Consider the following 25,621-nt stretch of genomic DNA (forward strand, 5'->3'; position numbering starts at 1 on the left):
GCGAACCATAGGCACGGCCGCCGAAGCGGTCACAACGGAGCCGAGCGTCAGCGAGGCGGAGTTGTGAGCCTTTCCGATTCCGCCAAGCCGGGGCTGGCCGTCGTCACGGTGACCTATTCACCGGGCGAGCACCTCGAGCACTTCATCACCACGCTGGCCGATGCCACCTCCGAGAAACCGCAGGTGATTCTCGCCGACAACGGATCTACCGACGGGGTGCCGGAGCTGATCGCCGAGGCCAATTCGCACGTGCGGCTGCTGCGCACCGGCGGCAATATCGGTTACGGCGGCGCGATCAACCGGGCCGTCGCCGAGATCGATCCGGATATCGAGTTCGTGGTGATCGCCAATCCGGACATCCGCTGGGGCACCGATTCGATCGACAAGCTGCTCGAAGCCGCGAAGCGCTGGCCGCGGGCCGGTGCGCTCGGCCCGCTGGTGCTGGAACCGGACGGCAGCGTCTACCCGTCCGCCCGCCAGGTGCCCGGCCTGCTGGACGGCGCGGGCCACGCGATCCTCGGCACGGTGTGGAAGACGAACCCGTGGACCCGCCGCTACCGCCAGGAAAACGAGCAGGTCTCCGAGCGCGTCGTCGGCTGGCTGTCCGGGTCCTGCCTGCTGGTGCGCCGCGCCGCCTTCGACTCGATCGACGGCTTCGACTCGCGCTACTTCATGTACATGGAGGACGTCGACTTCGGCGACCGGATGGGCAAGGCGGGCTGGCACAACGTATTCGTGCCATCCGCCGAGGTCACCCACGCCAAGGGACACGCAGCGGGCAGGCATCCCGAGGTGATGCTGCCCGCGCACCACGCCAGTGCCTACCGATTCCAGGCCGACCGGCATCCGCACTGGTGGCAGCTGCCGTTGCGGCTCGCGTTGCGGGCCGGACTTGCGGTGCGCTCCCGGATTGCGGTTCGATCTGCGCTGCGCCAACAGGCGCAAGAAGCGGGTCACTAGACACGCGGCTGGGCGACAATGGGCGAACGGGCCCGCATGTATTCGATGCGGCCCGGCGTGAACTGGCGCAGGCCGCGGGCCGATCGGCGCGCGCAACAATCGATCCACTGTGAACAGGGGACCTTGAATGGCAGGAAATGCAGGCACCGACGCCGTGATCCTGGTTGGCGGGCAGGGCACACGACTGCGCCCGCTCACCCTTTCGGCACCCAAGCCGATGCTGCCGACGGCCGGGCTGCCATTCCTCACGCATCTGCTCGCCCGCATCGCCGACGCCGGGATCACGCACGTCGTGCTTGGCACCTCGTTCAAGGCGGAGGTGTTCGAGGAGCACTTCGGCGACGGTTCCGACCTCGGCCTCGAGCTGGAGTACGTCACCGAGACCGAGCCGCTCGGCACTGGCGGCGGCATCCGCAATGTGCTGCCCAAGCTGCGCGCCGACACGGTGATGGTGTTCAACGGTGACGTGCTCGGCGGCACCGAACTCGGCGCGGTGCTCGATACGCACGAGTCGACGAACGCCGATGTCACCTTGCACCTGGTCCGGGTGAGCGATCCGCGCGCCTTCGGCTGCGTGCCCACCGACGAGAACGGCCGAGTCACCGCGTTCCTGGAGAAGACGCAGGATCCGCCGACCGATCAGATCAACGCGGGCTGCTACGTCTTCCGCCGTGAGTACATCGAGAAGATCCCGTCGGGCCGCCCGGTCTCGGTGGAGCGCGAGGTGTTCCCGACGCTGCTCGCCGAGGGCGCGCGCGTGCAAGGGCACGTCGACTCGTCGTACTGGCGGGACATGGGCACCCCCGAGGACTTCGTCCGCGGCTCCGCCGACCTGGTCCGCGGCATCGCGCCCTCGCCCGCCCTGCCGGGGCAGCGCGGTGAATCGCTGGTTCACCCCGGTGCCGGCGTCGCGCCGGGCGCGCTGCTCATCGGCGGCACGGTCGTCGGTCGCGGCGCCGAGGTCGGCGCGGGCGCCCGCCTCGACGGCGCGGTCATCTTCGACGGCGCGATCATCGAGGCCGGTGCCACCGTCGAACGCTCGATCATCGGCTTCGGCGCGCGCATCGGGCCGCGTGCCCTGGTGCGTGACGGTGTTATCGGTGACGGCGCGCAGGTCGGTGCTCGCTGCGAACTACTACGGGGCGCGCGCGTCTGGCCCGGGGTGGAGATCCCAGACGGCGGAATCCGGTTCTCCACCGACGTATAGCGGCTTGCCCGGCTTTTCGCCGGAACGGTCGGCGCGATGAGATTCGCGCCGACCGCCACCGTCGATCTACTAGTTGAGCATCACCCGTGCGGCTTTATGCTTTGGTTTTCCAGACGTAGCGGGTCTTCGGGCGGCCCGCACGGCCGTAATCCGAACGGCGGGTGACCAATCCGTCGTCAGCTAACTTCTCCAGGTAGCGCCATGCGGTGATGCGGGAGACGCCGATCGTGCTGGCGGTGTCCGCGGCGGTGATGCCCTCCGGCGCGGCCCTTACGGTGCGGGATATTTCGTCAAGGGTTTGCGGCGCAACGCCTTTGGGGGTGGTGGCGCGCTGGTCGGGGGTGCGCAGCGCGCTGAGGGCGCGGTCGATGTCGTGCTGGGAGACCGCCGTTTCGCCCGCGGGGAGGGCGGTGCGGAATTCGCGATAGCGATCGAGCTTGTCCCGAAAAGCGGCGAAGGTGAACGGCTTCAAGAGATAGAGGACAACGCCGTGCGAGACAGCGGTGCGCACCATGGCGAGGTCGCGGGCCGAGGTGATGGCGATGACGTCGGGTCGGGGAGCGAGACCGGTCAGCGCCGCCGCGACATCGAGGCCGCTGGCATCGGGCAACCCGATGTCCATGAGCACCAGGTCGATCGGCGTCCCCTCGGCCGCGGCATCGGCGGCCGCACGCATCGCCTCGCGACCGGTGTGCGCCACCCCGACGGGCGTGAAGCCCTCGATGCGGTCCACATAGGCGCGGTGTGCCTCGGCGATGAGGGGTTCGTCCTCGACGATCAGCACTCGGATCACTGTGCGTCCTTTCGCGGAATCGTCACGGTTACCGCGCTTTCCGGATCTAGTTCGGTACGGATGGTCCCCCCGTGCCTGGCCACCAGCCGGTGGACCAGGGCGAGGCCGAGCCCGTGATGGTCGGCCTTGGTCGAATAACCGCGCTGCGACGCCCGCGCGAATGTTTCCTCGGACATCCCGGGCCCGCTGTCGGCGACGCGCACATACAGCGCCGAATCGTGCTCAGCCGAAACAGCTTCGGCGTTTTCCCCGGCCGCACCCTGGTGCCGGACGGTGACCTCCACCCAGCCCGACGGGCTCTCCGCGGCGGCGTCGATGGCGTTGTCGATCAGGTTGCCGACCAGGGTGACCGTCTCCTGCGGGGTCAGCGGCTCGATCGAGTCCAGCGCGGTCTCCTCGGTGATGGTCAACTCGATGCTGCGTTCGGCCGCCTGATTCACCTTGCCGAGCAGCAGCGCTGCCAGCGCGGGCGAGCCGACCGCGTCCAGCAACCGATCGATAAGCGCTTGGGACAGTTGTAGTTCCGAGGTGGCGAAGTCGACCGCCTCTGCGTAGCGGCCCAACTCGACCATGGTGATCACGGTGTGCAGCCGGTTGGCCGATTCGTGCGCCTGCGCGTGCAGTGACTCGGCGAAACTGCGCACCGAGTCGAGTTCGCCCATCACCGCCCGCAATTCGGTGTGGTCGCGAATGGTCATCACGGTGCCGATCGGCCGTCCCTCCCAGGTGACGATGTCCTGGTTGATGAGCAGGATCCGGTCGCCGGTCACGTGCATCTCGTCGCGGACAACGCCCCAGCTCATCTGCCGCATCGAGGTCGGCAGGTCGCCGCGGCGCACCTCGCCGTCGGGCAGCTCGAGCAGCCTGCGCGCCTCGTCGTTGACCACCTCGGCGCGCTCACCGGCCATGCCGAAGACCACCAGTCCCTCGTGGATCGAATGCAGTACGGCGTCGTGCTGCTCGTACATGGCCCGCAACTCCTCGGGCGCGAGCCCGTGTGTCTGCCTGCGCAGCCGACGGCTCAGCAGGAACGACCCGCTGCCGGAGACGATCAGGCCCGCCGCCGCAACGCCGAGGATCAACGGCAGCTGGGTGGCGACCTGGTCGCCGATCTTGGCCCTGGTCACCCCGGCGGACACCAGCGCGACCACGCGCCCGCCGTCATAGACCGGTGTCACCGCGCGGATGGACGGGCCGAGGGTGCCGGTGAAGGTTTCGGTGAAGGTCTCCCCGGCCAGCGCGCGGTCGATGTTCCCGCTGAACGGCTGCCCGATCATGGCCGGGTTGGTGTGCGTGTAGCGGGTGCGGTCCGGCGCCATGACGACGATGAAGTCCATGCCGGTCGCGTTGCGGATCCGCTCGGTCACCGGCTGCAGCTGGGCCGTCGGGTCGGTGGTGTAAATGGCACTCAGGGTGGACCGCGCCTCAGCCACGCTCACCGCGACATCCCGTACTTCGCGGGTGGTCGTCACGTCGCTGTGGTGCCGTGCGTCGAGCACCGCCAGGACCGCGCCGACAGCGACCATCAGAGTCAACACGATCAGCTGTAGCGCGAAGGCCTGACCGGCCAGGGATAGCCGACCGCGTCTCACTAGCTGTTTTCCTCCACTGAACGTAATGCACCAAACCGTGACCGGCGTCACCCGGACCGTCATCATTCTGCCTGGAAGGCGTGAGGCACCTCACGTCGGCACCACTTCGGAGGACATCACCACTTATGAGCGAAGCAACACCGGAAGCACCACCGCGCAAGCGTGACCGCACCCACTGGCTGTATCTGGCCGTCATCGTCGCGGTCATCGCGGGAATTCTGGTGGGCTGGCTCGCGCCCGGGTTCGGGCAATCGGTTGCTCCGCTCGGCACCATTTTCGTCAACCTGATCAAGATGATGATCGCGCCGGTCATCTTCTGCACCATCGTGCTCGGCATCGGGTCGATCCGGTCGGCGGCTACGGTCGGCAAGGTCGGCGGGTTGACCATCGCGTACTTCATGGTGATGTCGACCGTCGCGTTGATCATCGGGCTTGTTGTCGGCAATGTGATTTCGCCAGGCACCGGGTTGAATGTCGGTAAGACGGTCAATGCGGGCCATGATCTCGCGAGGAACGCACACGGCGCCGGCGGCACCTGGGACTTTCTCACCAGCATCGTTCCGACGACAATGCTGTCCTCGTTGACTTCGGGCAGCACCTTGCAGGCGCTGTTCATCGCGCTGCTTGTCGGTTTCGCGGTGCAGGCCATGGGCAAAACCGGCGAGCCGATCGTGCGTGGCGTGGCAGTGATACAGAAGCTCGTGTTCCGCGTGCTGGTGATGATTCTGTGGCTGGCGCCGATCGGTGCCTTCGGCGCGATCGCGAATCTGGTCGGTAAGAGTGGTCTGGACGCCGTGCTGAAGTTGGCAACGTTGATGATCGCGTTCTACCTGACTTGCTTGATATTCGTGTTCGGCGTGCTCGGGGTGATGATGTGGGCGATTGCTCGGGTGTCGATACTGAAGCTGGTCCGCTATCTGGCCCGCGAATACCTGTTGATCCTCGCGACCTCGTCGTCCGAGTCGGCGTTGCCTCGGTTGATCGCGAAGATGGAGCACATGGGCGTCGAGCGGACGACCGTGGGTGTGGTTGTGCCGACCGGTTATTCGTTCAATCTGGACGGCACTGCAATTTACCTGACAATGGCCTCTTTGTTCATCGCGGACGCGATGGGTAAACCGCTCAACATCGGCGAGCAGATCGGCCTGCTGGTGTTCATGATCGTCGCGTCCAAGGGCGCGGCCGGTGTCACCGGCGCAGGCCTGGCCACCCTGGCAGGCGGCCTGGAGAGCCACCGCCCCGAATTGCTGGACGGCGTCGGCCTGATCGTCGGCATCGACCGCTTCATGTCCGAGGCCCGCGCCCTCACCAATTTCTCCGGCAACGCCGTCGCCACCGTGCTCATCGGCACCTGGACCAAAACCATCGACGTCGACCGCACCCGCGAAGTACTCGATCGCAAACTGCCGTTCGACGAACAAACCATGGTCGACAACGACCACGCCGCGCAGCCGCAGCAGGGGCCCGAGACCAAGGACCTGGTCTCGGCCTAGCTGCTCTGTGAAACACGAAGGGCCCGCAGGATCTGCGGGCCCTTCGCCATGTCCGGGGTCAAGGCAGCAGGTTGAATGCGGACAGATGGCGAGGTCGCACCAAGCGGAAATGCTTGAGGTCCAGTGTCGCCACGTTCTTCGCGTTCAACCGTTCGGCCACAGCGATGACTGATGCGTCCACCGATCCGAGCGGCAGGTCGGCGTATTTCAGGATCAGTTCGTGCACCCGCCGTAAGTCGGCGTGCGTCAGTGCCTCCAGTTCGAGTCCGCCATCCAGCAGCGCGGCAATGAACATCGCCTCGGCGTGCGTGCCGCTGCGTTGCTCCAACAGGTAGCAGACCTCGGTCACTACTGGTGCGGGCACGATCAGCGGACCCTCAGCCGTCTCGAGCAGGTCAGCGCATTGCTGGTGTCGATTATCTCGACTGTTTATCGCGGCGACGATCGGCCCGGTGTCCAGGACGATCATTCAGTGCCGCCAAGGCCCTCTCGAACTATTTCGGCCGATCGCTCGGCTAGATCGGGCTCTGCTTCAAGGGTGCCGATGAAGCCCAAGGACCGGCGACGCGGTTTGCTGATGTCGGATGCTTGGTCTGTATGGGCTTCGGCAAGCGCACCGGCGATCTTGCCGAGCTCGGGGTCGTCAGCGACGAGCAACCGCAACCGCCGAACCTGATTGGCCGACAGATGATCCACCAGGCGATGGACCTCTTCGTACTCGTTGTGTGCTGCGGTCATGTCCTGAGTCTACTGAGCAGCTGGTTGATCCGGATATAGGTGCCGACCAGTTTCAGGACGCCGCCACCGGACAGTTGATTCGGGATCGAACGGAGCCTCGATAGCTTGTCTAGCGCTGCTAGAATTTGGGCATGAGTCCCCAGACCCGCAAGGAACGTGAACGGGCCGAACGCCATCAGCAGATCATCGATACCGCGCGTGAGCTGGCGGAAGCGCGGGGCTGGGAAGCGGTGACGGTGCGCAAGCTGGCCGAGCGGATCGAGTACAGCCAGCCGGTGCTCTACAGCCATTTCGCGGGCAAATCGGCCATCGTGACGGCGGTGGCGCTGCAGGGGATCGTCGATCTGACCTCCGCGATGCGCCGGGGGCACGCCGAGGCGACGAGCCCGGCCGACGCGCTGTACCGCGTCACCCGCGCCTATCTGGATTTCGCGGCCGCCAACCCGGCCCGGTACGAGGCGATGTTCATGATGAACCTCGATCTGGTTTTCGGCCTGGACGCGCCGCAGCCGCTGGTCGACGCCTTCGCCGAGCTGGAGGCCCTGTTCCGTCCGTTCGTCGACGAGGCGGACGTCGGTGCCAGGACCGAGGTGGCCTGGAGTGCGATGCACGGCCTCGCGACCCTCGACCGCGGCGGTCGCCTCCGCCCGGACCTGCGTGAACAACGCCTCGACATCCTCGTCGGCGAATGGCTGGCCGCAGTCGGCGCGGATTCCGCATAGTCCCGCATCGTGGGCGAATCCTGTTCCCGCTCAGCGAATCGAACCTGCGGTGCCAGTCGCCTCCGCCGCCGACCGGCCGAGTCGGGTGTGATCGGACGCGCATTTCGCGAGCGAGCGAGTCCCGATCGGTAGCGTGGGGATATGCCTGATGTTGTGGTCGTCGGTTCTGGGCCGAATGGTCTCGCCGCCGCGGTGATCCTGGCGAAGGCCGGGCTCTCGGTGGAGGTCTATGAGGCCGAATTCGCGGCGGGCGGCGGGTCGCGGACGGCCGAGCTGACGTTGCCCGGATTTCACCACGACGTGTGTGCCGGTGCGCATCCGATGGCGTTGGCCTCCCCGTTCTTCCGCGCGTTCGATCTCGCGGCGCACGGCGTGCAGCTGCTCACGCCGGAGGCGTCCTACGGTCATCCGATGGACGGCGGCACGGCCGGAGTGGCCTGGCGCGATCTGGAGCGAACCGTCGATGGCCTCGGCCGCGACGGTGCCACCTGGCGCTCGCTGTTCGAACCGCTGGTGCGGCACTGGGAGTCGGTTGTCGACCTGGCGATGTCGGATCTGCGCCGCCCGCCGAAGGACCTGCTGACCGCGGTGCGGTTCGGCCTGCGGACGCTCGAGCAGGGATCGCCGTTGTGGAACACCAGGTTTCGCGACGACGTCGCCCCCGCGTTGCTGACCGGCGTCGCCACGCACGCGATCACCCCGCCGCGCCGGGTGCCCGCCGCGGGCGCCGGACTGCTGCTCAGCACGCTGGCCCACGCGGGCGGCTGGGTGATTCCGCGGGGTGGCAGCCAGGCGATCCCCGATGCGCTGATCGCGGAGCTCGAACGCCTCGGCGGCCGGGTGCACACGGGACACCGCGTCGACTCGCTCGGGCAGTTCGACGACGCTCGCGCGGTCGTCCTCGATCTCACGCCCGCGGAATTGATTCGCATCGCGGGTCATCGGCTGCCGGACCGATACGCCAAGCGGCTCAGGCGTTTCCGCTACGGCGGTGCCGCGTGCAAGGTCGATTTCGCGCTGGCCGGCCCGGTGCCGTGGCAGGCAGATGGCCTCGACCGCGCCGGATCGCTGCATCTGATCGGTACCCGTGCCGAGGCGATGACCGCCGAACACGCGGTCGCCGCGGGGCAACACGCGCAGCGGCCCTATGTGCTGTCCATCCAGCCCGGTGTTGTCGATTCGACCAGGGCACCGGCGGGCAAGCACACCTTCTACACCTACGCCCACGTGCCGAACGGTTCGACCCTGGACGTCAGCGAGGCGGTCATCGCCCAGGTCGAGCGCTTCGCTCCTGGCTTCCGCGACCTGATCCTCGCGAAGCACGTCTACACCGCCGCCGAAATGCCCGCGCACAACGCCAATTACATCGGCGGCGACATCTCGGCGGGCGCGATGACCCTGCGCCAGTTCGCCTTCCGTCCCACCCCACGCTGGAACCCTTACGCCACACCACTTCCCGGCGTATATCTGTGCTCCTCGTCGACCCCGCCCGGCCCAGGCGTGCACGGCATGTCCGGCCTGCACGCCGCCCGCCACGTGCTGCGCCAGCGCTTCGACATCACCACCGACCCGCTGGACCTGCTCCGCGGCGCCTAGACGGGCCCGGTGCGGTAGAGGTCGGGTTCGAGGTACATGACGCGTGCGGCGGGAACGGCGGCGCGGACTCGCGCTTCCGCGTCATCGATGGCCTTGGCGAGCTGAGCGACGTCGAGGCCGGGCACCGCGCCGATCTTGGCGGCCACCAAAAGCTCTTCGGGACCGAGGTATTGGGTCTTGAGGTGGATCACGCGGTCGATGCGGTCACCGTCGACCAGGTTCTCCCGGATGAGGCGGTCCTCGGCGGGGGTCGCGCCCTCACCGATGAGCAGGCTCTGCATCTCCACGATCAGCACGACGGCGATGACGCCGAGCAAGGCGCCGATGGCCAGGGTGCCGACACCGTCCCACACCGCGTTGCCGGTGAGCATGGTCAGCCCGACGCCCGCGAAGGCGAACACCAGGCCGATGAGCGCGCCGGTGTCCTCCAGCAGCACCACCGGCAGTTCCGGGCTGCGCGAGTTACGAATGAACCGCCACCAGCTCGCGTCGCCCTTGAGCGGCGCGGACTCCCGCATCGCGGTCCGGAAGCTGTAGGACTCCAGCGCGATCGCGATGAACAGGATGACGATCGCCACGATCGGCGAGCTCAGTTCCTCCGGATGCTGCACCTTGTGCACGCCCTCGTAGAGCGCGTATCCGGAACCAAGGGTGAACAGCACCAGCGCGACGATGAACGAGTAGAAGTAGCGGTTGCGTGCGTACCCGAACGGGTGCAGCGCGTCGGCCTGCTGCGCGGCGCGCTGCTGACCGAGCAGCAGCAGCGCCTGGTTGCCGGTGTCGGCGACCGAGTGCACCGCCTCGGCGAGCATCGACCCGGAACCGGTGATCAGCGCGCCGGCGAACTTCGCAACGGCGATCCCCGCGTTCGCCGACAACGCGGCGAGAATCGCCTTCTTGCCACCACCAGCCGACATGCCCTGGACGTCCTCTCTCCGAATTGCCCGATCCTGGCTAACTTAGCGTGTGCTGGCATCCGAGAGCCCGATGCCCGGCCGATCACCGCGGTCGCGGGAATGCGCGCCGAATCAGAGCTTGCCGACGCAGGCGCAGAAGAGCTGGGCCGCGCCGTCCAGCGCGCGAGCGCGAATGTCGGTGTCGGCGGCCGAGATCCACGCGGCCGCGCCGCGCTCCAGCGTCAGTTCGGACGCGCCTTGCAGCAGCCGCACCGAGCCCGCCGTGCACAGCACGATGCCTGGACCCGCCGCGGTGAGCGGCACCTGGGCCGAGCCAGCGGTGAGGTCGAAGCGGCGCAGCTCGAATTCCGGCGCGGGCGTGCGGTAGCGCACCGATCCGTCGCCCGCCGGTTCCGGCAGCACGACGGGCAGGTTGATCGGCTCGAAGTCGAGCACCCGCAACAGTTCCGGCACGTCGACGTGTTTGGGGGTGAGGCCGCCGCGCAGCACGTTGTCGGAGTTGGCCATGATCTCCACGCCGAGTCCGCGCAGGTAGGCGTGCAGATTGCCGGCCGCGAGGAACAGTCCCTGGCCGGGTTCCAGCGTCAGCCGGTTCAGCAGCAGCGCCGCGAGCACGCCGGCGTCGCCGGGGTAAGCCTCGGCGAGTTCGAGGGTGGTGCGCGCCTCAGGGATGAACTCGCGCTTGCCTTTTCCGGACAGGTACCGCACGCAGCCGTCGAGCACCTCGGGCAGCAGCGTGGCGAGCACGTGCTGGGGCAGCGTGATCCAGGTGGTGAACAGGGTGCGCAGCCCGTCGGAATCCGGTTGCGCGGCAAGCAGGTTGGCGAACGACCCCAGTCCGTCGACCTGCAACGCCCTGAGCAGTTCGACGGTGCGGTGCGGGTCGCGGAAGCCGGCGAGCGCCTCGAACCGATCCAGTGCCACCACCAGTTCCGGCTTGTGGTTGTCGTCGCGGTAGTTGCGCATCGGCGAGTCCAGCGGCACCTTGGTGCGGTTCTCCCGCTCGAAACCGGCGCGCGCCTGCGCGGTGCTCGGGTGCGCCTGCAGCGAGAGCGGCTCCTCGGCGGCCAGGATCTTCAGCAGGAAAGGCAGCTTGCCGTCGAATTCCTGCGCGGCGCGGCCCAATTCGCGCTGCGGATCCTCGGCGACGAAATCGAGCAGCGATCGGGGATCGCCGTCGACCAGGACGTGCGCGGGATCGGCCGGATGCGCGCCGAACCACAGTTCGGCCTCCGGATGCGCGGACGGAACGGGACGGCCGCACAGCTGAGCGAGCGCGGTGCGCGAGCCCCAGGCATACGAGCGCAGCGCACCAACGAGTTCGTGCACTAGTAGCTTCCCCCGAACTGCCCTTGGCTGTCGGTCGCGGTGCCGCGGGTTCCGATCAGCCGTAGGTAGGCGGCGGCCATTTCCAGTCGCACGGCGAGCACGGCGAACTGTTCGAGTTCGCCGCCGGAGCCGGGAGCGGGCTCCTCGGAGCGCGGCGGTACGGGCACCGAGGGGTCGATGAGGCCGGTATGCAGCAGGTCGAGTTCGGCGTTCACCAGGTCGGCGTCGACCAGGCTCGACCCGCCACCGCCGAACACGGCGATCCGGCGGCGCGCGGCCGCTTGGTCGGGGTCGGCGCTGAGCACGAACACCCGGATGCGTTCCACCTGCGCCGGGCCGTCGAGCTCCTCGTCGTGGAACAGCGGATCGAAGCCGGGCGCGGATTCGCCTGCGGCCTCGACCATTCGGGACTTGGCGGCCACCGCCTCGGCCAGATCCACCGCGGTGGCGACTCGGCCCGCCGACTGCAGCAGCACCTCGGCGCCGTGCTCGGCCAGCTCGGCCGCGGCGGGGGAGTCACCCGCCAGTACGACGCCACGCTGATGCATGCGGGAGGCGAGGGTCTTGGCCGGGTTGCGGAAGACCTCGTTGGTCGGCCCGGCCCGCAACGCCTCGGCGTCGAGCACATCGGCCAGCTCGGTGAGGTCGGGCACGAGCGTGCCGCTGCGTTGCGGGTCGACCGCGCGCAGGACGGCGATTCCGGCGGCCAGGAAGCGCAGCAGCCGGTTGTGATCGAGTACCTGGACCCGAGGCGCAAGTACGGCGGCCCGGCCTGCCACGACGGCACGCATCGGTCCCTCGATGGGTGCGGCGACGACCACCTCGGCGCCGCGGCGCAGCGCCCGGTCCACCGAGTCGGTCAGGCGCGGATCGCCCGCGTCGTCACCGGCGACCAGGACAACGTCGAGCGGTCCGACCCAGGGCGGCAGCGCGGTGACGGGCACGACGGGCAGACCCGCACGATCACCGAGCGCGGCGACGAGCAGGCTCGCGGCGCGGGCGGCCCGGCCCGAGCCGGAGACCAGCACCACGCTGCGCGGTCGCAGTCCCTCCAGCCGCGCGAGCGCGGCCTCGCCGACGGCTGCCGCGGTGGCACGGACCTGAGCGCCGCCGGAGGCGGCCGAGCGCAGGGCGCCGCCAGTATCGGCCGCCTCCAGCGAAGCGGCGTCATCCAGATCGAGTACAGGTGTTCCAGCGATCATCGGGCGTCCCACCTCCCCTCATCGCGCTGAGTCGTTTCCGCCCTCGCTCGCTCCCGGGTCAGCTGCCACGCCGGGCCCGAGTCGGGCGAATCCAAGGCCTGTGATTCCACTATTCCAGTCAGGAGCGGACGATGCTCAGAATCTCTGTTACGAGTACGTCTACTTCTTCCGGCGATCTGGCTTCGACGTTCAGCCTGAGCAGCGGTTCGGTATTCGACGCGCGCAGATTGAACCAGGCGTCGTCGGCCAGCTGGATGGTCACGCCGTCCAGCCTATCCACCGAGATCGTCCGATCCCCGAATGCCTCAACCACAGCCATCGTCCGCTCCTTCGCGTCCGGCACTGTGGAATTGATCTCTCCGGAGGCCGCATACGTTTCATATGCCGCCATCAGCTCCGAGACCGGCCGGTCCTTCTCACCGAGTGCGGCAAGCACGTGCAGCGCCGCGAGCATGCCGGAGTCGGCGCCCCAGAAGTCGCGGAAGTAGTAGTGCGCGGAGTGCTCGCCGCCGAACACCGCGCCGGTCGAGGCCATCTGCTGCTTGATGAACGAGTGGCCGACCCTGGTGCGCACCGGGGTGCCGCCGAGCGCGGTGACCAGCTCGGGTACCGCGTGCGAGGTGATCAGGTTGTGGATGATGACCGCGCCGGGCTCCTTGACCAGCTCGCGCTCGGCGACCAGCGCGGTGATGGTGGACGGGGACACCGGGTCGCCCTTCTCGTCGACCACGAAGCAGCGGTCGGCGTCGCCGTCGAAGGCGAGACCGATGTCGGCGCCCGACTTCACCACCAGGTCTTGCAGATCGACCAGATTCTTCGGATCGAGCGGGTTGGCTTCGTGGTTCGGGAACGAGCCGTCCAGCTCGAAGTACAGCGGGACGATGGTCACCTGCGGCAGCGCGTCGAACACGGCGGGCACGGTGTGGCCGCCCATGCCGTTGCCCGCGTCCACCGCGATGGTGAGCGGGCGGACCGCGGACAGATCGACCAGGCCGCGCAGGAAGGTCGCGTAATCGGCGAGCAGGTCGACGCTGGTGGCGGTGCCGTGCGGCCCGTCGTAGCCGGGCACGCCCTCGGCGACCTCGGTCTTGATGGTGGCCAGGCCCGTGTCCTGGCCCACCGGAATGGCTTTGGCGCGGCACATCTTGATGCCGTTGTAGCGGGCCGGGTTGTGGCTCGCGGTGAACATGGCGCCGGGGCAGTTCAGGCTGCCGGAGGCGAAGTACAGCTGATCGGTGGACGCGAGCCCGATGTGCACCACGTCGAGGCCCTGGGCGAGCACACCGTCGGCGAAGGCGTTGGACAGCTCGGGGGAGGAGTCGCGCATGTCGTGTCCGATGACGGCCCGCGTCGCGCCTTCCGCGCGCATCAGCCTGGCGAAGGATGCGCCGATGTCCCTGACGAATTCGGCGTCGATCTGTTCACCGACCACACCGCGAACGTCGTAAGCCTTGATCACCGCGTTTACGAATTCGGCGGAGCGGGCGACTGTCATGGTGACCACCCTAGGGGATGGCGGGCGGCGTAGCCGACGGGGTGGGTTGAGCACAGGGGGTGGCAGGCGGCGTAGCCGACGGGGTGGGTTGAGCACAGCGGATGGCAGGCGGCGTAGGGACGCAAGGGTTTGGGCCGGTGCGCGGTTTTCAGGAAGGCGGGTCCGGAAGTACCCGGAGGTGTCCCCGGCGGCCGGTGCGCGTGGTGCGCTGCGGCGGCGGGGCGTAGTCACGGTAGCCGCGCTGGTCGTGTTCGGGCGGGCGGCGGCGCAGGCCGGCCTCGCGGACCGCTTCGGCGAGCGCGGTCAGGTCGTCGTCATCCGGTGTGCTGGAGGAGAATCCGCCTTCGTGGCGAACCATTTCCCAGCCCTTCGGGGCGGTGATGCGGGAGCCGTGTGTTTCGCAGAGATCCCAGGAGTGTGGTTCGGCGACGGTCGCGAGCGGTCCGACGACGGCGGTCGAGTCCGAGTACACATAGGTGAGCGTCGCGACGGCCGGATTCTTGCAACCTGGACGGCAGCAACGACGCATGGGGATCACGCCGATGAGAGTAACCCTCCCGGCGTGCCGATGTGGATAGACACGCTCAGGAACCGGGCAAAAACTCCCGTCACGCGGCGGCTGCCGGAGACGGGCGAGGGGCCTCGGGCCGTGCGGTGGCACCCGAGGTGGTTTCGGTGCGCGGTCTGCGGGCCGCGCACGCGGTGTCGGTAATCAGTTATCGCCGCTCGCAACAACATTCGTTACCGAGGTGCGCGCGGCTTGGTCTGTCTTTACTCGGGTTCGGGGTCGATGATGTCCGGGTCGACGCCGAGATAGGTGGCGATCTGCTGGACAAGCACCTCGCGCAGCAGGTCGACCAGATCGTCGGGATCGCTGGCGCGCAGCTCGAGTGGCTTGCGGAACAGCACCACCCTGGCGCGGGTCGCCGTGCCGTGCCGGTCGACGCCTGCCGGGATGAGCCGGGACAGCGGCACCGGGCCGTCGGCGACGACTTCGTCCGGCCAGGTGACCGAATCGGGGTGCAGCGGACGGATTTTCGGCACGTCGTCGACCGCGATATCGAGTTTGGTGAGCCGGTCGTGCCAGCGCGTGTCCAGTGGGGCGAACGCCTCGAGCACCAGCCGGTCGAACTTCTGGCCCCTGGTGCGCCAGGCGGGCACCGTGGGCGGCAACATCGGCCCACGTACCCCGCGACCACGGCGGATCACCGACCGCGCGGTCGGTGGACGACGATTCCGGGAACGTGCCATGGGTAAAACCTAGTCAGCCCGCCCGGCGCCCGCGAACCCAGTGCTGCCCGCGTCGGCCGTGTTGCCTGCCGACGGGCTTCGGGCGAGGGGTGGGCGTACCCCCGGAGCTACCCGTGTCTCGCGAGAATCGTTGCCGCCGTGGCGACTTGTCGCGCTTACGGATAACTCGGGGGTCAACCCAAGTCTTTTCTAGCCGATGCCACGCTTGAGGCGGCGGCGCTCCCGTTCGGAGAGGCCACCCCAGATGCCGAAGCGCTCATCGTGGGCGAGTGCGTATTCCAGGCACTCGTCGCGCACCTCGCAGCCCATGCAGATCCGTTTCGCCTCGCGAGTCGAGCCGCCCTTCTCTGGGAAGAACGCCTCCGGATCGGTCTGCGCGCACAGGGCACGCTCTTGCCACTGCTCTTCGATGGATTCGAACATCTCGTCGAAGCCCGTGACGATCAGGCTGAGCCGGGGCGCTGACGCTTCGTCACCCTGGTCAGGTTGAACCATCGGGACTTCGTCACCCCCCTCACGATCGATCCAGCCGTTGTCTGCGCAGACGCCACGTGCTGCGCCTGCTGTGGAATCGGTCGGCGAGACCATCTCGTTGGCCATCGCTCCGCCTCCTCACTGTGTGTTAGCGCAGAATGATTCGATCCGTCGGACCAACACGCTTACCGACGGCCATACCCCGCGACGTTGTCCCGCGGACGTCCCCGAGCTCGTCATCTCGATGCGAACATCTGTTCGAAAAGCCGTTCGCGCCTTGCACTCTCGCGCGAACCCGAAATGACATGACTGTGATTAGACACGCCGGACGTGTCGATGGTCAAGCGGCCGTCGCTATTCCGTTACTATCCGCGAACGTTTTCGAAGATGATCTTGAGTCGGAGTAGGGCAAATGACCAGCAACTATGGCCCGAACATCGCCCGGTCCGACAGCGCATAGGCTGTGCGGATGTGACTTCCCTTCAAGCGGACACCGAACCCGTCGGCGGGCCACGGATTGCCGTCCTGGTCGGGGGTGTCGGCGGCGCCCGCTTCCTCCAGGGCGTCCGGGAACTGCTGCCCGATGCCGATGTCTCCGCGATCGTCAACGTCGGTGACGACGTCTGGATGCATGGCCTCCGAATCTGTCCTGACCTTGATACCTGCATGTACACCCTCGGTGGCGGCATCGATACCGAGCGCGGCTGGGGCAGGCCCGCCGAGACCTGGCACGCCAAGGAAGAGCTGGCGAAGTACAACGCGCAGCCGGACTGGTTCGGTCTCGGTGATCGCGACCTCGCCACCCACCTGGTCCGGAGCGAAATGCTGCGTGCCGGGTACCCGCTGTCCGCGGTGACCGAGGCGCTCTGCAACAGGTGGCAGCCCGGCGTGAAACTGATCCCGGCAACCGACGATCGGTGTGAAACGCATGTGGTTGTGAGCGACCCTGACAACCCTGGCGAACGTCGCGCGATCCATTTTCAGGAGTGGTGGGTTCGCTATCGGGCGAACATCGAGACCCATGGATTCGCCACAATTGGGGCAGAGGATGCCAAACCGGCCCCGAATGTGATCGAGATCATAGAGTCGGCGGATGTGGTCTTGCTCGCTCCCTCGAACCCGGTGGTGAGCATCGGCGCCATCCTCGCGGTGCCCGGTATTCGTGGCGCACTGCGCACGACCGACGCCAAGGTGATCGGAATTTCGGGGGTGATCGACGGAAGACCGCTGCGCGGGATGGCCGACGAGTGTCTGTCGGTGATCGGGGTCGAGACGACCGCCGAGGCGATCGGGCGTTACTACGGGGCCCGCTCGGCCACCGGCATTTTGGATGGTTGGCTTATCCACACCACCGATACCGCGGACGTGCCCGGTGTCGAAGTACGCAGCGTGCCGCTGTTGATGACCGATCCGCCGACCACCGCCGAGATGGTGCGGGAGGCGCTGGACCTCGCGGGAGTGAAGTAATGACCATCGATCACGCGGCAGGCGAGCTGAGCATCCTGCCGATCACGGGGCTGCCGGAGTTCCGTCCCGGCGACGACCTCGCTCAGCACATCGCCGACCGCGCGCCCTGGCTGGCCGATGGGGATGTGCTCGTGGTGACGAGCAAGATCGTCGCAAAGGTCGAGGGGCGCATCGTCGAGGCGCCGCTGGATCCGGAAGAGCGCGACGCGATGCGCCGCGCCCTGGTCGAGCAGGAGGCGGTGCGGGTGCTCGCGCGCAAGGGCCGCACCCTGATCACCGAGAACAAGCTCGGCATCGTGCAGGCCGCGTCCGGCATCGACGGCTCCAATGTCGAACAGGGCGAATTGGTCCTGCTGCCCGCCGATCCCGACGCCAGCGCGAAGGCATTGCGGTCGGCGCTGGCCGAGCGGCTCGGCGTGCGGGTCGCCGTGGTCGTCACCGACACCATGGGCCGGGCCTGGCGCAACGGCCAGACCGACACCGCGATCGGCGCCTCCGGCCTGCGGGTGCTGCACGACTACACGGGCGCGGTGGACGGGCAGGGCAACGAGCTGCACGTCACCCAGGTCGCGATCGCGGACGAGCTGGCCGCCGCGGCCGATCTGGTGAAGGGCAAGCTGGGCGGCGTGCCGGTCGCGGTGGTGCGCGGGCTGCCGATCACCGACGACGGATCCAGCGCGGCGGATCTGTTGCGCGGCGGCGTCGATGACCTGTTCTGGCTCGGCACCGCCGAGGCGATCGACCGGGGCCGCCGCGAGGCGGTGCTGCTGCGCCGCTCGATCCGCCAATTCGCCGATACCCCGGTCGATCCCGAACGGATCCGCGCCGCGGTCGCGGTGGCACTGACCGCACCCGCGCCGCATCACACCCGTCCGGTGCGCTTCGTGTGGCTGCGCAAGCCGGGTCTGCGGGCCGAGCTGTTGGCGGCGATGGCCGAGAAGTGGCGTGCCGATCTCACCGCGGACGGGCTGGCACCCGATCGGGTGGAGCGCCGAATCGCCCGTGGCCGAATCCTTTTCGACGCGCCCGAGGTGATCATCCCGTTCTGTGTGCCGGATGGCGCGCACGCCTATCCGGACGAGCGGCGCCGGGCGAACGAGCGCACCATGTTCACCGTCGCGGTCGGCGCGGCGGTGCAGGGTCTGCTGGTCGCGCTGGCCACCGAGGGGCTCGGCAGCTGCTGGATCGGGTCAACCATCTTCGCGCCGGAGCTCACCCGCGACGTGCTCGGTCTCGATGACGACTGGAATCCGTTGGGCGCCATCGCCATCGGCCATCCGCTCGAGGAGCTCACGCCGCGCTCGGTGGCTGGGGCCGGGTTCGGGCTTGTGGAATTGTGACCGCGGCTTCGCTGCACGCCTCGGCCACGGAACTACTCGAAACCTGGTCTCCCGCCGAGGGCGCCGACCAATCGCTGCGGCAGGCGATGCTCGCGTTCCTCGGCTCGGCCCCGCGCGGCTGCCTGCGCGAGCACGCGCCGGGGCACATCACCGCCTCGGCGGTGGTCTTCTCGCACGACGAGCGCGAGGTGCTGCTGACCCTGCATCCCCGGGTCGGCAGCTGGATCCAGCTCGGCGGCCACTGCGAGGAAAGCGACGACACGGTGGCGGGCGCCGCGCTGCGTGAGGCGATCGAGGAGTCGGGCATCGACGGGTTGCGGCTGGAGCCGGAACTGTATGGGGCCCAGGCGCATCCGATCACCTGCTCGCTCGGCGTGCCGACCAGGCATCTCGATCTGCTGTTCCGGATCACCGCGCCCGCGGGTGCCGTCCCGGTGCGCAGCGCGGAGTCGACCGACCTGCGCTGGTGGCCGGTCGGTGCGCTGCCCGCGAACTCCGACGTGCTGCTGCGGTAACCCCCCTCAACAACCAACACCCCGGCCCGACTCGCTCCGACCGGGGTGTTTGCGTTCGCGTCACCAGTATGGCTTTACAAATCAGCTGATTTGTCTAGACAAACGACAAATCGAGTTCTATCGTCCATTTCAGAGGTAACGCATGTCACTCGTGACGTGCCGCTTTTGGATTGGAGACAACGATGTCGACAGAGGCCGACACGTCCGCGCAGCCGGCGACCACCCCGGACTGGCGCGATCGCAAGCGCTACATGTGGCTGTGGGGGTTGTTCGCCCCCACCGGCCTTTTCCTGATCGGGATTCCACTGATCCTGGCGCTCAACGCAATTGGCTGGAGTCACCTTGCCCAGGTGCCGTTCTGGCTCGGGCCGATTCTGGTGTACATCCTGATTCCGTTGGCGGACATATTCTTTGGTCCCGACGGTGACAACCCGCCGGATGAGGTGATGGAGTACCTGGAGCACGACAAGTACTACCGATATCTCACCTATCTGTATTTGCCGTTCCAGTACGCGTCGCTGATCATGGCCTGCTATTTGATCACCGCCGACCAGGTGAGCTGGCTCGGCTTCGACAATGGCCTGCACCTGGTCGACAAGATCGGCTTGGCGATCACGGTCGGCATGCTCGGCGGCATCGGCATCAATACCGCACATGAATTGGGGCACAAGAAGGTTCAGCTCGAGCGCTGGTTGTCCAGGATCGCGCTGGCCCAATCGTGCTACGGGCATTTCTATATCGAGCACAATCGCGGCCATCACGTGCGCGTCGCGACGCCGGAAGATCCGGCGAGTTCCCGTGTCGGCGAAAGCTTCTGGGCCTTCTGGCCGCGCACCGTATGGGGCAGCCTGACGTCCTCGTTGCGGTTGGAGAAGGCTCGCCTCGCGCGGCTCGACAAGAAGCCGTGGAGCCTGCGGAACGAGGTGCTGAGCGCATGGCTGATGTCGGCGCTGCTGTACGTGGTCCTGGTCGCGGTGTTCGGCATCGCCCTGCTGCCCTACCTGGTGCTGCAGGCGGTGGTCGGGTTCAGCCTGCTCGAGGCGGTCAACTACCTGGAGCACTACGGCCTTGTCCGGCAACGCACTTCGTCGGGCCGGTACGAGCGGCCCGCGCCGGTGCACAGCTGGAACAGTGACCACATCGTGACCAATATCTTCCTGTACCACCTGCAGCGGCACAGCGACCATCACGCCTACCCGACCCGGCGTTACCAGACGCTGCGCAGCTGGGACGGTGCGCCGAACCTGCCGAGCGGCTACGCCAGCATGATCCTGCTGGCCTATTTCCCGCCGCTGTGGCGCCGGGTGATGGACAAGCGGGTGCTCGCGCACTATCACGGGGACATCACGCGCGCGAACATCCACCCGGCGAAGCGGGACAAGATCATTGCCCGCTACCAAGGCGGTGCCGCGACCGGCGAGGTGCGGGCATGACGCGTTTTCGCTGCCCCGTCTGTGATTACGTTTACGACGAGGCGAAAGGTGCGCCGCACGAAGGATTTCCCCCGGGAACCTCCTGGGCAAAAATTCCCGATGACTGGTGCTGCCCGGACTGCGGTGTCCGGGAAAAGATCGACTTCGAACCGATGGGAGCTGTTAAGTGACAGATTACAAACTCTTTCAGTGCATTCAATGTGGCTTCGAATACGACGAGGCCAAGGGCTGGCCGGAAGACGGGATCGTCGCGGGAACGCGCTGGGACGATATCCCCGACGACTGGACCTGTCCGGACTGTGGCGCGGCCAAGGCCGACTTCTTCATGGTCGAAATCGAACGGTCGTGAGGTTTTGACTGCGGGAACCGCCCGTGACAGTGTCGCCGGTATGCCGCGCTCCGGAACCCGCATCCCCTATCAGGAGGCGGCGCGTGAACTCTTGCGCGCCTCGGTCCTCGGGGCGATGCGCGAACTACTCACCGAACGGGACTGGTCCAAGATCACCCTCGGTGATGTGGCGGCCAAGGCCGGGGTGAGCAGGCAGACGCTCTACAACGAGTTCGGTTCCCGCAGTGGCCTCGCGCAGTCGTACGCGCTGCGCCTAGCCGACGATCTGGTCGATCATGTGGACGCGGCGATCACCGGCAATGTCGGTGATGTGCGCGCGGCGTTCCGTGAGGGAATGACCAATTTCTTTGTTGACGCCGCGTCCGATCCGCTGGTGCAATCACTGCTCGCCGGCGAGGTGAAATTGGATCTGCTGCGGCTCATCACCCTTGATGCTGGGCCGTTGCTCGCCCAAGCGACCGGCCGCCTGTCCCTGGCTTTCCAGCACAGCTGGGTGGCGGCCACCGCAGCCGAATCGGAGATCATCGCGCACGCGCTCGTTCGCATCGCGATGAGCTACATCCCGACGCCGCCGGGTCCCGGACAGGACGCGCCGGGAGAGTTGAGTGCGTTGCTGAGTCCGTACGTCGAGGCGATTCTGGCGGCCCGGATCGATCACTGATCGAACCCTGAAGAACCCCAGTCTGTTTGCACTAAGTAAGCCAGGACTTCAAGCGTCTGTGAGCCCGCTTAAAAACCAACTGCCATGGATGTAACCCTCATCACGTTTCGGCCGTCAAGTTCTGCGAAATGGCCGTACAGTCTGGAACTATTCTCGTACATCGGAGTTAGGGTTCCTATTTAGCGGGGCAAACGTGCAAACGGTTGGCAAACCGGCGGTATCTACTGATCCCAAACGTCACTTATGGGTTTTCGGCTTGATCGCTCCACTGAGCGCACTCTTGCCCTCGCAACTCGTGTTGCAAACGGGCGCAAAGGTGTTCTGGTGGATCGGTCCAATCATCGTGTTGATCGTCATCCCGGTCCTGGACTGGGTTGTCGGCGAGGACGGCACCAACCCGCGCGATGAGGATTACGAGTTGCTGAGCAACGACCGGTACTACCGGTGGTGCACTTATCTTTTCCTTCCTGTTCAACTGATCGGCCTGTTGATCGCCTGCGCCATGTGGGCCGGTCACGAGCTGAGCATCGTCGACAAGCTAGGCCTGGCAGCCACACTCGGCTTCGTCAGCGGCATCGGCATCAACGCCGCGCACGAGCTCGGCCACCGGGTCGAGCACGCGGAGCGCTGGCTGGCCAAGGTCGCGCTGGCGCAGTCGTTCTATGGTCATTTCTTCGTAGAGCACAACCGGGGCCATCACGTGCGGGTGGCGACTCCCGAGGACCCGGCCAGCGGGCGGCTCGGCGAGACGCTGTGGGAGTTCCTGCCGCGCAGCGTGTTCGGCAGCTTCCGCTCGGCCATCGAGCTGGAGCGGGTGCGGCTGCAGCGAAAAGGCCTGCGCTGGTTCAGCGTGCACAATCACATCCTGCAGGCGTGGTCGATGAGCGTGGTGCTGTTCGGCACCATGTGCGCGATCTTCGGTATCGGCATCCTGCCGTGGCTGTTCTTGCAGGCCGCGATCGGCGCGTCGCTGCTGGAGACGGTGAACTTCATCGAGCATTACGGCTTGCTGCGGGCCAAGCGCCCGAACGGGAACTACGCACGCTGCTCGCCGCGCGACAGCTGGAACAGCGATCGGTTGGTCACCAACATCTTCCTGTTCCATCTGCAGCGGCACAGCGACCATCACGCCAATCCCGGCCGCAGGTATCAGACGCTGCGCAGTTCGATGCAGGCACCGCAGCTGCCCGCCGGGTACGCGACGATGATTCTGTTCGCGATCGTGCCGCCGGTGTGGCGGGCGATCATGGACCATCGGGTACTCGAGCACTACGACGGCGACGTCACCAAGGCGAATATCCATCCGCGCAAGCGCCGTCGCCTGCTGGAGCAGTACGGGACCGTCGCGACGCTGCGTGCCGCGGCCCAGGCAGGTTCGGCCCCGGCACCGCGGGATTCGGCGGAGTCCGAGGTGCGGGAGTCCGGCGCCGCGTAGTCGTCCGGCTGCCCCGGCTCAGTGGTGGTAGGCGGGAGGCAGGGGTAACCCTTTCTCCCGCAATGCTTCCCGCGCGCGGTCGGGGTAGTCGGTGATCACGCCGTCCACGCCGGTGTCGAGCTGCGCGGCGATGGTGGCCTTGTCGTTCACCGTCCACGGGATCACCCGCAGGTCGAGCCCGTGCGCGCGCTCGACGTAGGCCTTGTCCGCCACCAGGGCGAAGCCTGGTTCGCCCACCTTCTTGCCGGAGGGCACCGAATAACCCGGCGAGGCGGCATTGGCGCCGAGCGCCCGCACCGCGCCGAGCGGATCGCCTGCGAAGTCCTCGTAGCGGATCGGGCCGAGCCACTTCGAGCCGGCCACGAAGGTGGTGTCGTCATAGAGCGCCACCAGCGGGATCGCCGGATTCGCCTTGCGCACCAGCGGAAGTGAACGCCAGTCGAAGCTCTGGACGTCGACGTTGCCGGTCTCGCCCGCCGCGGCGACCGTGCTCAGAATGACATCGACGAACTCCTGCGGCGCCGCCGACTGCTCGGGATGCTCGGCCTCCACCTTCGTCTCGATGTTGTAGCGCAGGTGCGCGCCACGGTAGGTCTTCACCAGATCGAACAGGGCGGGCAGCGTGGCTATCTTGTTGCCGGGCACCGCCTGCTGGCCGGGGAAGTCGGTGAGGGTCTTGCCACAGTCCAGTGTTTGGGTCTGCGCGTAGGTCAGGTCGTGCACCAGCTTGCCGACGTAGGGGAACTGCGGATCGGCAGGCACCACCGGCGCGGTGTCCGCGCACTTGGTCGCGAGCACCGTCGGGTCGTGCCAGATCATCGGCATTTTGTCCGCGGTGAGCACGATGTCCAATTCCAGCGTGCTCACGCCGAGCTCGATCGCCTTGGCAAAGCCGGGCAGCGACTCCTCGGCGGTGAGACCGCGGCCGCCGCGGTGCGCCTGCAGCTCCACCGTTCGCGGTGGGGTAGCCGGTGACGAGTCGGATCGGCTGTCGCAGGCGGCGCTCACCCCGAGGACGAGGGACCCGGCGACGGCGGTCGTGACTATGGCGCGGAGGTTCGGCATCGCGCCAAGCTAGCAAGGGTGAGTACGGTGTACCCATCCGCCGCGCCAGCGATTAACCTTGCGTGTTGGTACCGACATTCCAGGAGAGGCAGACAGAGGCTATGACGACCTCAGAACTTCCCGCCCGAACTGAACTCACCGCCGATGTCCGTAATGGCATCGACTTCAAGGTGGCAGATCTGGCGTTGGCCGAATTCGGCCGCAAGGAGATCCGGCTCGCTGAGCACGAGATGCCCGGCCTGATGGCGCTACGCCGCGAATACGCCGATGTGCTGCCGCTACAGGGCGCGCGCATCTCCGGCTCGCTGCACATGACCGTGCAGACCGCGGTGCTGATCGAGACGCTGGTCGCGCTCGGCGCCGAGGTTCGCTGGGCCTCCTGCAACATTTTCTCCACCCAGGACCATGCGGCGGCCGCCATCGTGATCGGCCCGCACGGCACCATCGACGAGCCAAAGGGTGTCCCGGTCTTCGCCTGGAAGGGCGAGACCCTGGAGGAGTACTGGTGGGCCGCCGAGCAGATGCTCACCTGGCCGAACGAGCCGGCCAACATGATCCTCGACGACGGCGGTGACGCCACCATGCTGGTGCTGCGCGGCGCGCAGTTCGAGAAGGCGGGCGTGGTGCCGCCTGCGGACGAGAGCCACTCGGCCGAGTACAAGGTGTTCCTGAACCTGCTGCGCGAGCGCTTCGAGTCCGACAAGGGTAAGTGGAGCGCCATCGCCGATTCGGTGCAGGGCGTCACCGAGGAGACCACCACCGGCGTGCTGCGGCTGTACCAGTTCGCCGCCGCCGGCGAGCTGGTGTTCCCGGCGATCAACGTCAACGACTCGGTCACCAAATCCAAGTTCGACAACAAGTACGGCACCCGCCACTCGCTGATCGACGGCATCAACCGCGGCACCGATGTGCTCATCGGCGGCAAGAAGGTGCTGATCTGTGGCTACGGCGACGTCGGCAAGGGTTGTGCGGAATCGCTTGCCGGACAGGGCGCCCGGGTGCAGGTCACCGAGATCGACCCGATCAACGCGCTGCAGGCGCTGATGGACGGCTACGACGTGGTCACCGTGGAGAGCGCGATCGGCGACGCCGACATCGTGATCACCTCCACCGGCAACAAGGACATCATCACCCTCGATCACATGAAGGCGATGAAGGATCACTCGATCCTCGGCAACATCGGTCACTTCGATAACGAGATCGACATGGCCGGCCTTGAGCGCTCCGGCGCGACCCGGATCAACATCAAGCCGCAGGTCGACGAGTGGACGTTCAAGGAGTCCGGCAAGTCGATCATTGTGCTGTCCGAGGGCCGCCTGCTGAACCTGGGCAACGCCACCGGCCACCCGTCGTTCGTGATGTCCAACAGCTTCTCCAACCAGGTGATCGCGCAGATCGAACTGTGGACCAAGCCGGACGAATACGACAACGAGGTCTACCGGCTGCCCAAGCACCTCGATGAGAAGGTCGCCAAGATCCACGTCGAGGCGCTCGGCGGCGAACTGACCAAGCTCACCAAGGATCAGGCCGAGTACATCGGCGTCGATGTCGACGGCCCGTACAAGCCGGAGCACTACCGCTACTGAA

Annotated in this window: 26 protein-coding genes; 14 read left to right on the forward strand and 12 right to left on the reverse strand. The window is 67.1% G+C overall.

The window, feature by feature from the left end; all coding sequences use genetic code 11:
* The first annotated feature begins 63 nt into the window (after positions 1 to 63).
* A complete protein-coding gene (locus ACIA8C_RS03395) occupies positions 64 to 960 on the forward strand; it encodes a glycosyltransferase family 2 protein (protein WP_396992618.1) in 897 nt (298 codons plus the stop codon).
* A gap of 127 nt (positions 961 to 1,087) precedes the next feature.
* Positions 1,088 to 2,167, forward strand: coding sequence for a sugar phosphate nucleotidyltransferase (locus ACIA8C_RS03400; RefSeq protein ID WP_397130611.1), 1,080 nt, complete (start codon positions 1,088 to 1,090; stop codon positions 2,165 to 2,167).
* 94 nt (positions 2,168 to 2,261) lie between these two features.
* Here ACIA8C_RS03400 and ACIA8C_RS03405 read toward each other — a convergent pair whose 3' ends face one another.
* Positions 2,262 to 2,960 (reverse strand): response regulator, encoded by a 699-nt coding sequence (locus ACIA8C_RS03405; RefSeq protein ID WP_357380854.1) that lies wholly within the window; start codon positions 2,958 to 2,960, stop codon positions 2,262 to 2,264.
* A complete protein-coding gene (locus tag ACIA8C_RS03410) occupies positions 2,957 to 4,552 on the reverse strand; it encodes an ATP-binding protein (protein WP_397130612.1) in 1,596 nt (531 codons plus the stop codon). The genes ACIA8C_RS03405 and ACIA8C_RS03410 overlap by 4 nt, the downstream gene beginning before the upstream one ends.
* A 125-nt stretch (positions 4,553 to 4,677) precedes the next feature.
* Between ACIA8C_RS03410 and ACIA8C_RS03415 the strand changes: the two genes are divergently transcribed.
* Complete coding sequence (locus ACIA8C_RS03415; RefSeq protein WP_397130613.1) at positions 4,678 to 6,045, forward strand: cation:dicarboxylate symporter family transporter; 1,368 nt, start codon at positions 4,678 to 4,680, stop codon at positions 6,043 to 6,045.
* Positions 6,046 to 6,103: 58 nt separating this feature from the next.
* On the opposite strand, the gene ACIA8C_RS03420 is transcribed toward ACIA8C_RS03415, so the two are convergent.
* Together ACIA8C_RS03420 and ACIA8C_RS03425 are read right to left on the reverse strand one after the other, a co-directional pair.
* Complete coding sequence (locus ACIA8C_RS03420; RefSeq protein ID WP_397130614.1) at positions 6,104 to 6,514, reverse strand: type II toxin-antitoxin system VapC family toxin; 411 nt, start codon at positions 6,512 to 6,514, stop codon at positions 6,104 to 6,106.
* Positions 6,511 to 6,783, reverse strand: coding sequence for a hypothetical protein (locus ACIA8C_RS03425; RefSeq protein WP_397130615.1), 273 nt, complete (start codon positions 6,781 to 6,783; stop codon positions 6,511 to 6,513). Before ACIA8C_RS03425 ends, ACIA8C_RS03420 begins: the two co-directional genes overlap by 4 nt.
* 131 nt (positions 6,784 to 6,914) lie before the next feature.
* Here ACIA8C_RS03425 and ACIA8C_RS03430 point away from each other — a divergent pair, with 131 nt between their 5' ends.
* A complete protein-coding gene (locus tag ACIA8C_RS03430) occupies positions 6,915 to 7,505 on the forward strand; it encodes a TetR/AcrR family transcriptional regulator (RefSeq protein ID WP_397130616.1) in 591 nt (196 codons plus the stop codon).
* 141 nt (positions 7,506 to 7,646) lie between these two features.
* A complete protein-coding gene (locus ACIA8C_RS03435; RefSeq protein ID WP_397130617.1) occupies positions 7,647 to 9,101 on the forward strand; it encodes a phytoene desaturase family protein in 1,455 nt (484 codons plus the stop codon).
* Here the strand turns inward: ACIA8C_RS03435 and ACIA8C_RS03440 are convergent.
* From ACIA8C_RS03440 to ACIA8C_RS03470, 7 genes are all read right to left on the reverse strand, one after another.
* Positions 9,098 to 10,018 carry a cation diffusion facilitator family transporter gene (locus tag ACIA8C_RS03440; RefSeq protein ID WP_397130618.1) on the reverse strand — a complete coding sequence of 307 codons (921 nt, stop codon included), beginning with the start codon at positions 10,016 to 10,018 and terminating at the stop codon, positions 9,098 to 9,100. The genes ACIA8C_RS03435 and ACIA8C_RS03440 overlap by 4 nt on opposite strands.
* Before the next feature lie 111 nt (positions 10,019 to 10,129).
* Positions 10,130 to 11,347, reverse strand: a complete 1,218-nt coding sequence (gene manA, locus ACIA8C_RS03445; RefSeq protein WP_397130619.1) for a mannose-6-phosphate isomerase, class I — start codon at positions 11,345 to 11,347, stop codon at positions 10,130 to 10,132.
* Positions 11,347 to 12,549 carry a tobH protein gene (locus ACIA8C_RS03450; RefSeq protein ID WP_397130620.1) on the reverse strand — a complete coding sequence of 401 codons (1,203 nt, stop codon included), beginning with the start codon at positions 12,547 to 12,549 and terminating at the stop codon, positions 11,347 to 11,349. The genes manA and ACIA8C_RS03450 overlap by 1 nt, the downstream gene beginning before the upstream one ends.
* Positions 12,550 to 12,667: 118 nt before the next feature.
* The gene (locus ACIA8C_RS03455; RefSeq protein ID WP_397130621.1) at positions 12,668 to 14,044 is read right to left on the reverse strand and encodes a phosphomannomutase/phosphoglucomutase; all 1,377 of its coding nucleotides are present in this window, start codon (positions 14,042 to 14,044) and stop codon (positions 12,668 to 12,670) included.
* Positions 14,045 to 14,192: 148 nt separating this feature from the next.
* Positions 14,193 to 14,573, reverse strand: coding sequence for a DUF3499 domain-containing protein (locus ACIA8C_RS03460; RefSeq protein WP_396993298.1), 381 nt, complete (start codon positions 14,571 to 14,573; stop codon positions 14,193 to 14,195).
* Positions 14,574 to 14,815: 242 nt separating this feature from the next.
* Entirely contained in the window at positions 14,816 to 15,295 is a 480-nt protein-coding gene (locus tag ACIA8C_RS03465; protein WP_167768837.1) for a metallopeptidase family protein, read from the reverse strand.
* Between the two features lie 189 nt (positions 15,296 to 15,484).
* A complete protein-coding gene (locus ACIA8C_RS03470; RefSeq protein WP_029901515.1) occupies positions 15,485 to 15,718 on the reverse strand; it encodes a WhiB family transcriptional regulator in 234 nt (77 codons plus the stop codon).
* A gap of 522 nt (positions 15,719 to 16,240) precedes the next feature.
* On the opposite strand from ACIA8C_RS03470, the gene cofD reads away from it, so the two are divergent.
* The 8 genes from cofD to ACIA8C_RS03510 all read left to right on the forward strand — a co-directional run bounded on the left by cofD (position 16,241) and on the right by ACIA8C_RS03510 (position 22,969).
* Positions 16,241 to 17,236, forward strand: coding sequence for a 2-phospho-L-lactate transferase (gene cofD / locus ACIA8C_RS03475; protein ID WP_397130622.1), 996 nt, complete (start codon positions 16,241 to 16,243; stop codon positions 17,234 to 17,236).
* Positions 17,236 to 18,576 carry a coenzyme F420-0:L-glutamate ligase gene (locus ACIA8C_RS03480; protein WP_397130623.1) on the forward strand — a complete coding sequence of 447 codons (1,341 nt, stop codon included), beginning with the start codon at positions 17,236 to 17,238 and terminating at the stop codon, positions 18,574 to 18,576. The genes cofD and ACIA8C_RS03480 overlap by 1 nt, the downstream gene beginning before the upstream one ends.
* Positions 18,573 to 19,091 (forward strand): NUDIX hydrolase, encoded by a 519-nt coding sequence (locus ACIA8C_RS03485; protein ID WP_397130624.1) that lies wholly within the window; start codon positions 18,573 to 18,575, stop codon positions 19,089 to 19,091. Before ACIA8C_RS03480 ends, ACIA8C_RS03485 begins: the two co-directional genes overlap by 4 nt.
* A 170-nt stretch (positions 19,092 to 19,261) precedes the next feature.
* On the forward strand, positions 19,262 to 20,524 hold the full coding sequence (locus tag ACIA8C_RS03490; RefSeq protein WP_397130625.1) for an alkane 1-monooxygenase: 1,263 nt from the start codon (positions 19,262 to 19,264) through the stop codon (positions 20,522 to 20,524).
* Positions 20,521 to 20,694, forward strand: coding sequence for a rubredoxin (locus tag ACIA8C_RS03495; RefSeq protein WP_397130626.1), 174 nt, complete (start codon positions 20,521 to 20,523; stop codon positions 20,692 to 20,694). Before ACIA8C_RS03490 ends, ACIA8C_RS03495 begins: the two co-directional genes overlap by 4 nt.
* A complete protein-coding gene (locus ACIA8C_RS03500) occupies positions 20,691 to 20,873 on the forward strand; it encodes a rubredoxin (RefSeq protein ID WP_397130627.1) in 183 nt (60 codons plus the stop codon). The genes ACIA8C_RS03495 and ACIA8C_RS03500 overlap by 4 nt, the downstream gene beginning before the upstream one ends.
* Before the next feature lie 40 nt (positions 20,874 to 20,913).
* Positions 20,914 to 21,534, forward strand: coding sequence for a TetR/AcrR family transcriptional regulator (locus ACIA8C_RS03505; RefSeq protein WP_396992635.1), 621 nt, complete (start codon positions 20,914 to 20,916; stop codon positions 21,532 to 21,534).
* Between the two features lie 193 nt (positions 21,535 to 21,727).
* On the forward strand, positions 21,728 to 22,969 hold the full coding sequence (locus ACIA8C_RS03510) for an alkane 1-monooxygenase (protein ID WP_397130628.1): 1,242 nt from the start codon (positions 21,728 to 21,730) through the stop codon (positions 22,967 to 22,969).
* A gap of 18 nt (positions 22,970 to 22,987) precedes the next feature.
* On the opposite strand, the gene ACIA8C_RS03515 is transcribed toward ACIA8C_RS03510, so the two are convergent.
* Entirely contained in the window at positions 22,988 to 24,034 is a 1,047-nt protein-coding gene (locus ACIA8C_RS03515; protein ID WP_397130629.1) for a glycerophosphodiester phosphodiesterase, read from the reverse strand.
* A gap of 101 nt (positions 24,035 to 24,135) precedes the next feature.
* On the opposite strand from ACIA8C_RS03515, the gene ahcY reads away from it, so the two are divergent.
* On the forward strand, positions 24,136 to 25,620 hold the full coding sequence (ahcY, locus tag ACIA8C_RS03520; RefSeq protein ID WP_397130630.1) for an adenosylhomocysteinase: 1,485 nt from the start codon (positions 24,136 to 24,138) through the stop codon (positions 25,618 to 25,620).
* Position 25,621: the final 1 nt, after the last annotated feature.

Source organism: Nocardia sp. NPDC051321 (assembly GCF_044455225.1).
In the GTDB taxonomy this organism is placed as follows: domain Bacteria; phylum Actinomycetota; class Actinomycetes; order Mycobacteriales; family Mycobacteriaceae; genus Nocardia.

What these genes read in the sequence shown, in the direction of transcription:
- ACIA8C_RS03400 (WP_397130611.1), top strand. Translation starts at nt 1,088, where the DNA reads ATGGCAGGAAATGCAGGCACCGACGCCGTGATCCTGGTTGGCGGGCAG.
- ACIA8C_RS03415 (WP_397130613.1), top strand. Translation starts at nt 4,678, where the DNA reads ATGAGCGAAGCAACACCGGAAGCACCACCGCGCAAGCGTGACCGCACC.
- ACIA8C_RS03420 (WP_397130614.1), bottom strand. Translation starts at nt 6,514, where the DNA reads ATGATCGTCCTGGACACCGGGCCGATCGTCGCCGCGATAAACAGTCGA.
- ACIA8C_RS03425 (WP_397130615.1), bottom strand. Translation starts at nt 6,783, where the DNA reads ATGACCGCAGCACACAACGAGTACGAAGAGGTCCATCGCCTGGTGGAT.
- ACIA8C_RS03430 (WP_397130616.1), top strand. Translation starts at nt 6,915, where the DNA reads ATGAGTCCCCAGACCCGCAAGGAACGTGAACGGGCCGAACGCCATCAG.
- ACIA8C_RS03435 (WP_397130617.1), top strand. Translation starts at nt 7,647, where the DNA reads ATGCCTGATGTTGTGGTCGTCGGTTCTGGGCCGAATGGTCTCGCCGCC.
- ACIA8C_RS03440 (WP_397130618.1), bottom strand. Translation starts at nt 10,018, where the DNA reads ATGTCGGCTGGTGGTGGCAAGAAGGCGATTCTCGCCGCGTTGTCGGCG.
- ACIA8C_RS03450 (WP_397130620.1), bottom strand. Translation starts at nt 12,549, where the DNA reads ATGATCGCTGGAACACCTGTACTCGATCTGGATGACGCCGCTTCGCTG.
- ACIA8C_RS03455 (WP_397130621.1), bottom strand. Translation starts at nt 14,044, where the DNA reads ATGACAGTCGCCCGCTCCGCCGAATTCGTAAACGCGGTGATCAAGGCT.
- ACIA8C_RS03460 (WP_396993298.1), bottom strand. Translation starts at nt 14,573, where the DNA reads ATGCGTCGTTGCTGCCGTCCAGGTTGCAAGAATCCGGCCGTCGCGACG.
- ACIA8C_RS03465 (WP_167768837.1), bottom strand. Translation starts at nt 15,295, where the DNA reads ATGGCACGTTCCCGGAATCGTCGTCCACCGACCGCGCGGTCGGTGATC.
- ACIA8C_RS03470 (WP_029901515.1), bottom strand. Translation starts at nt 15,718, where the DNA reads ATGTTCGAATCCATCGAAGAGCAGTGGCAAGAGCGTGCCCTGTGCGCG.
- ACIA8C_RS03480 (WP_397130623.1), top strand. Translation starts at nt 17,236, where the DNA reads ATGACCATCGATCACGCGGCAGGCGAGCTGAGCATCCTGCCGATCACG.
- ACIA8C_RS03495 (WP_397130626.1), top strand. Translation starts at nt 20,521, where the DNA reads ATGACGCGTTTTCGCTGCCCCGTCTGTGATTACGTTTACGACGAGGCG.
- ACIA8C_RS03505 (WP_396992635.1), top strand. Translation starts at nt 20,914, where the DNA reads ATGCCGCGCTCCGGAACCCGCATCCCCTATCAGGAGGCGGCGCGTGAA.
- ACIA8C_RS03515 (WP_397130629.1), bottom strand. Translation starts at nt 24,034, where the DNA reads ATGCCGAACCTCCGCGCCATAGTCACGACCGCCGTCGCCGGGTCCCTC.
- ahcY (WP_397130630.1), top strand. Translation starts at nt 24,136, where the DNA reads ATGACGACCTCAGAACTTCCCGCCCGAACTGAACTCACCGCCGATGTC.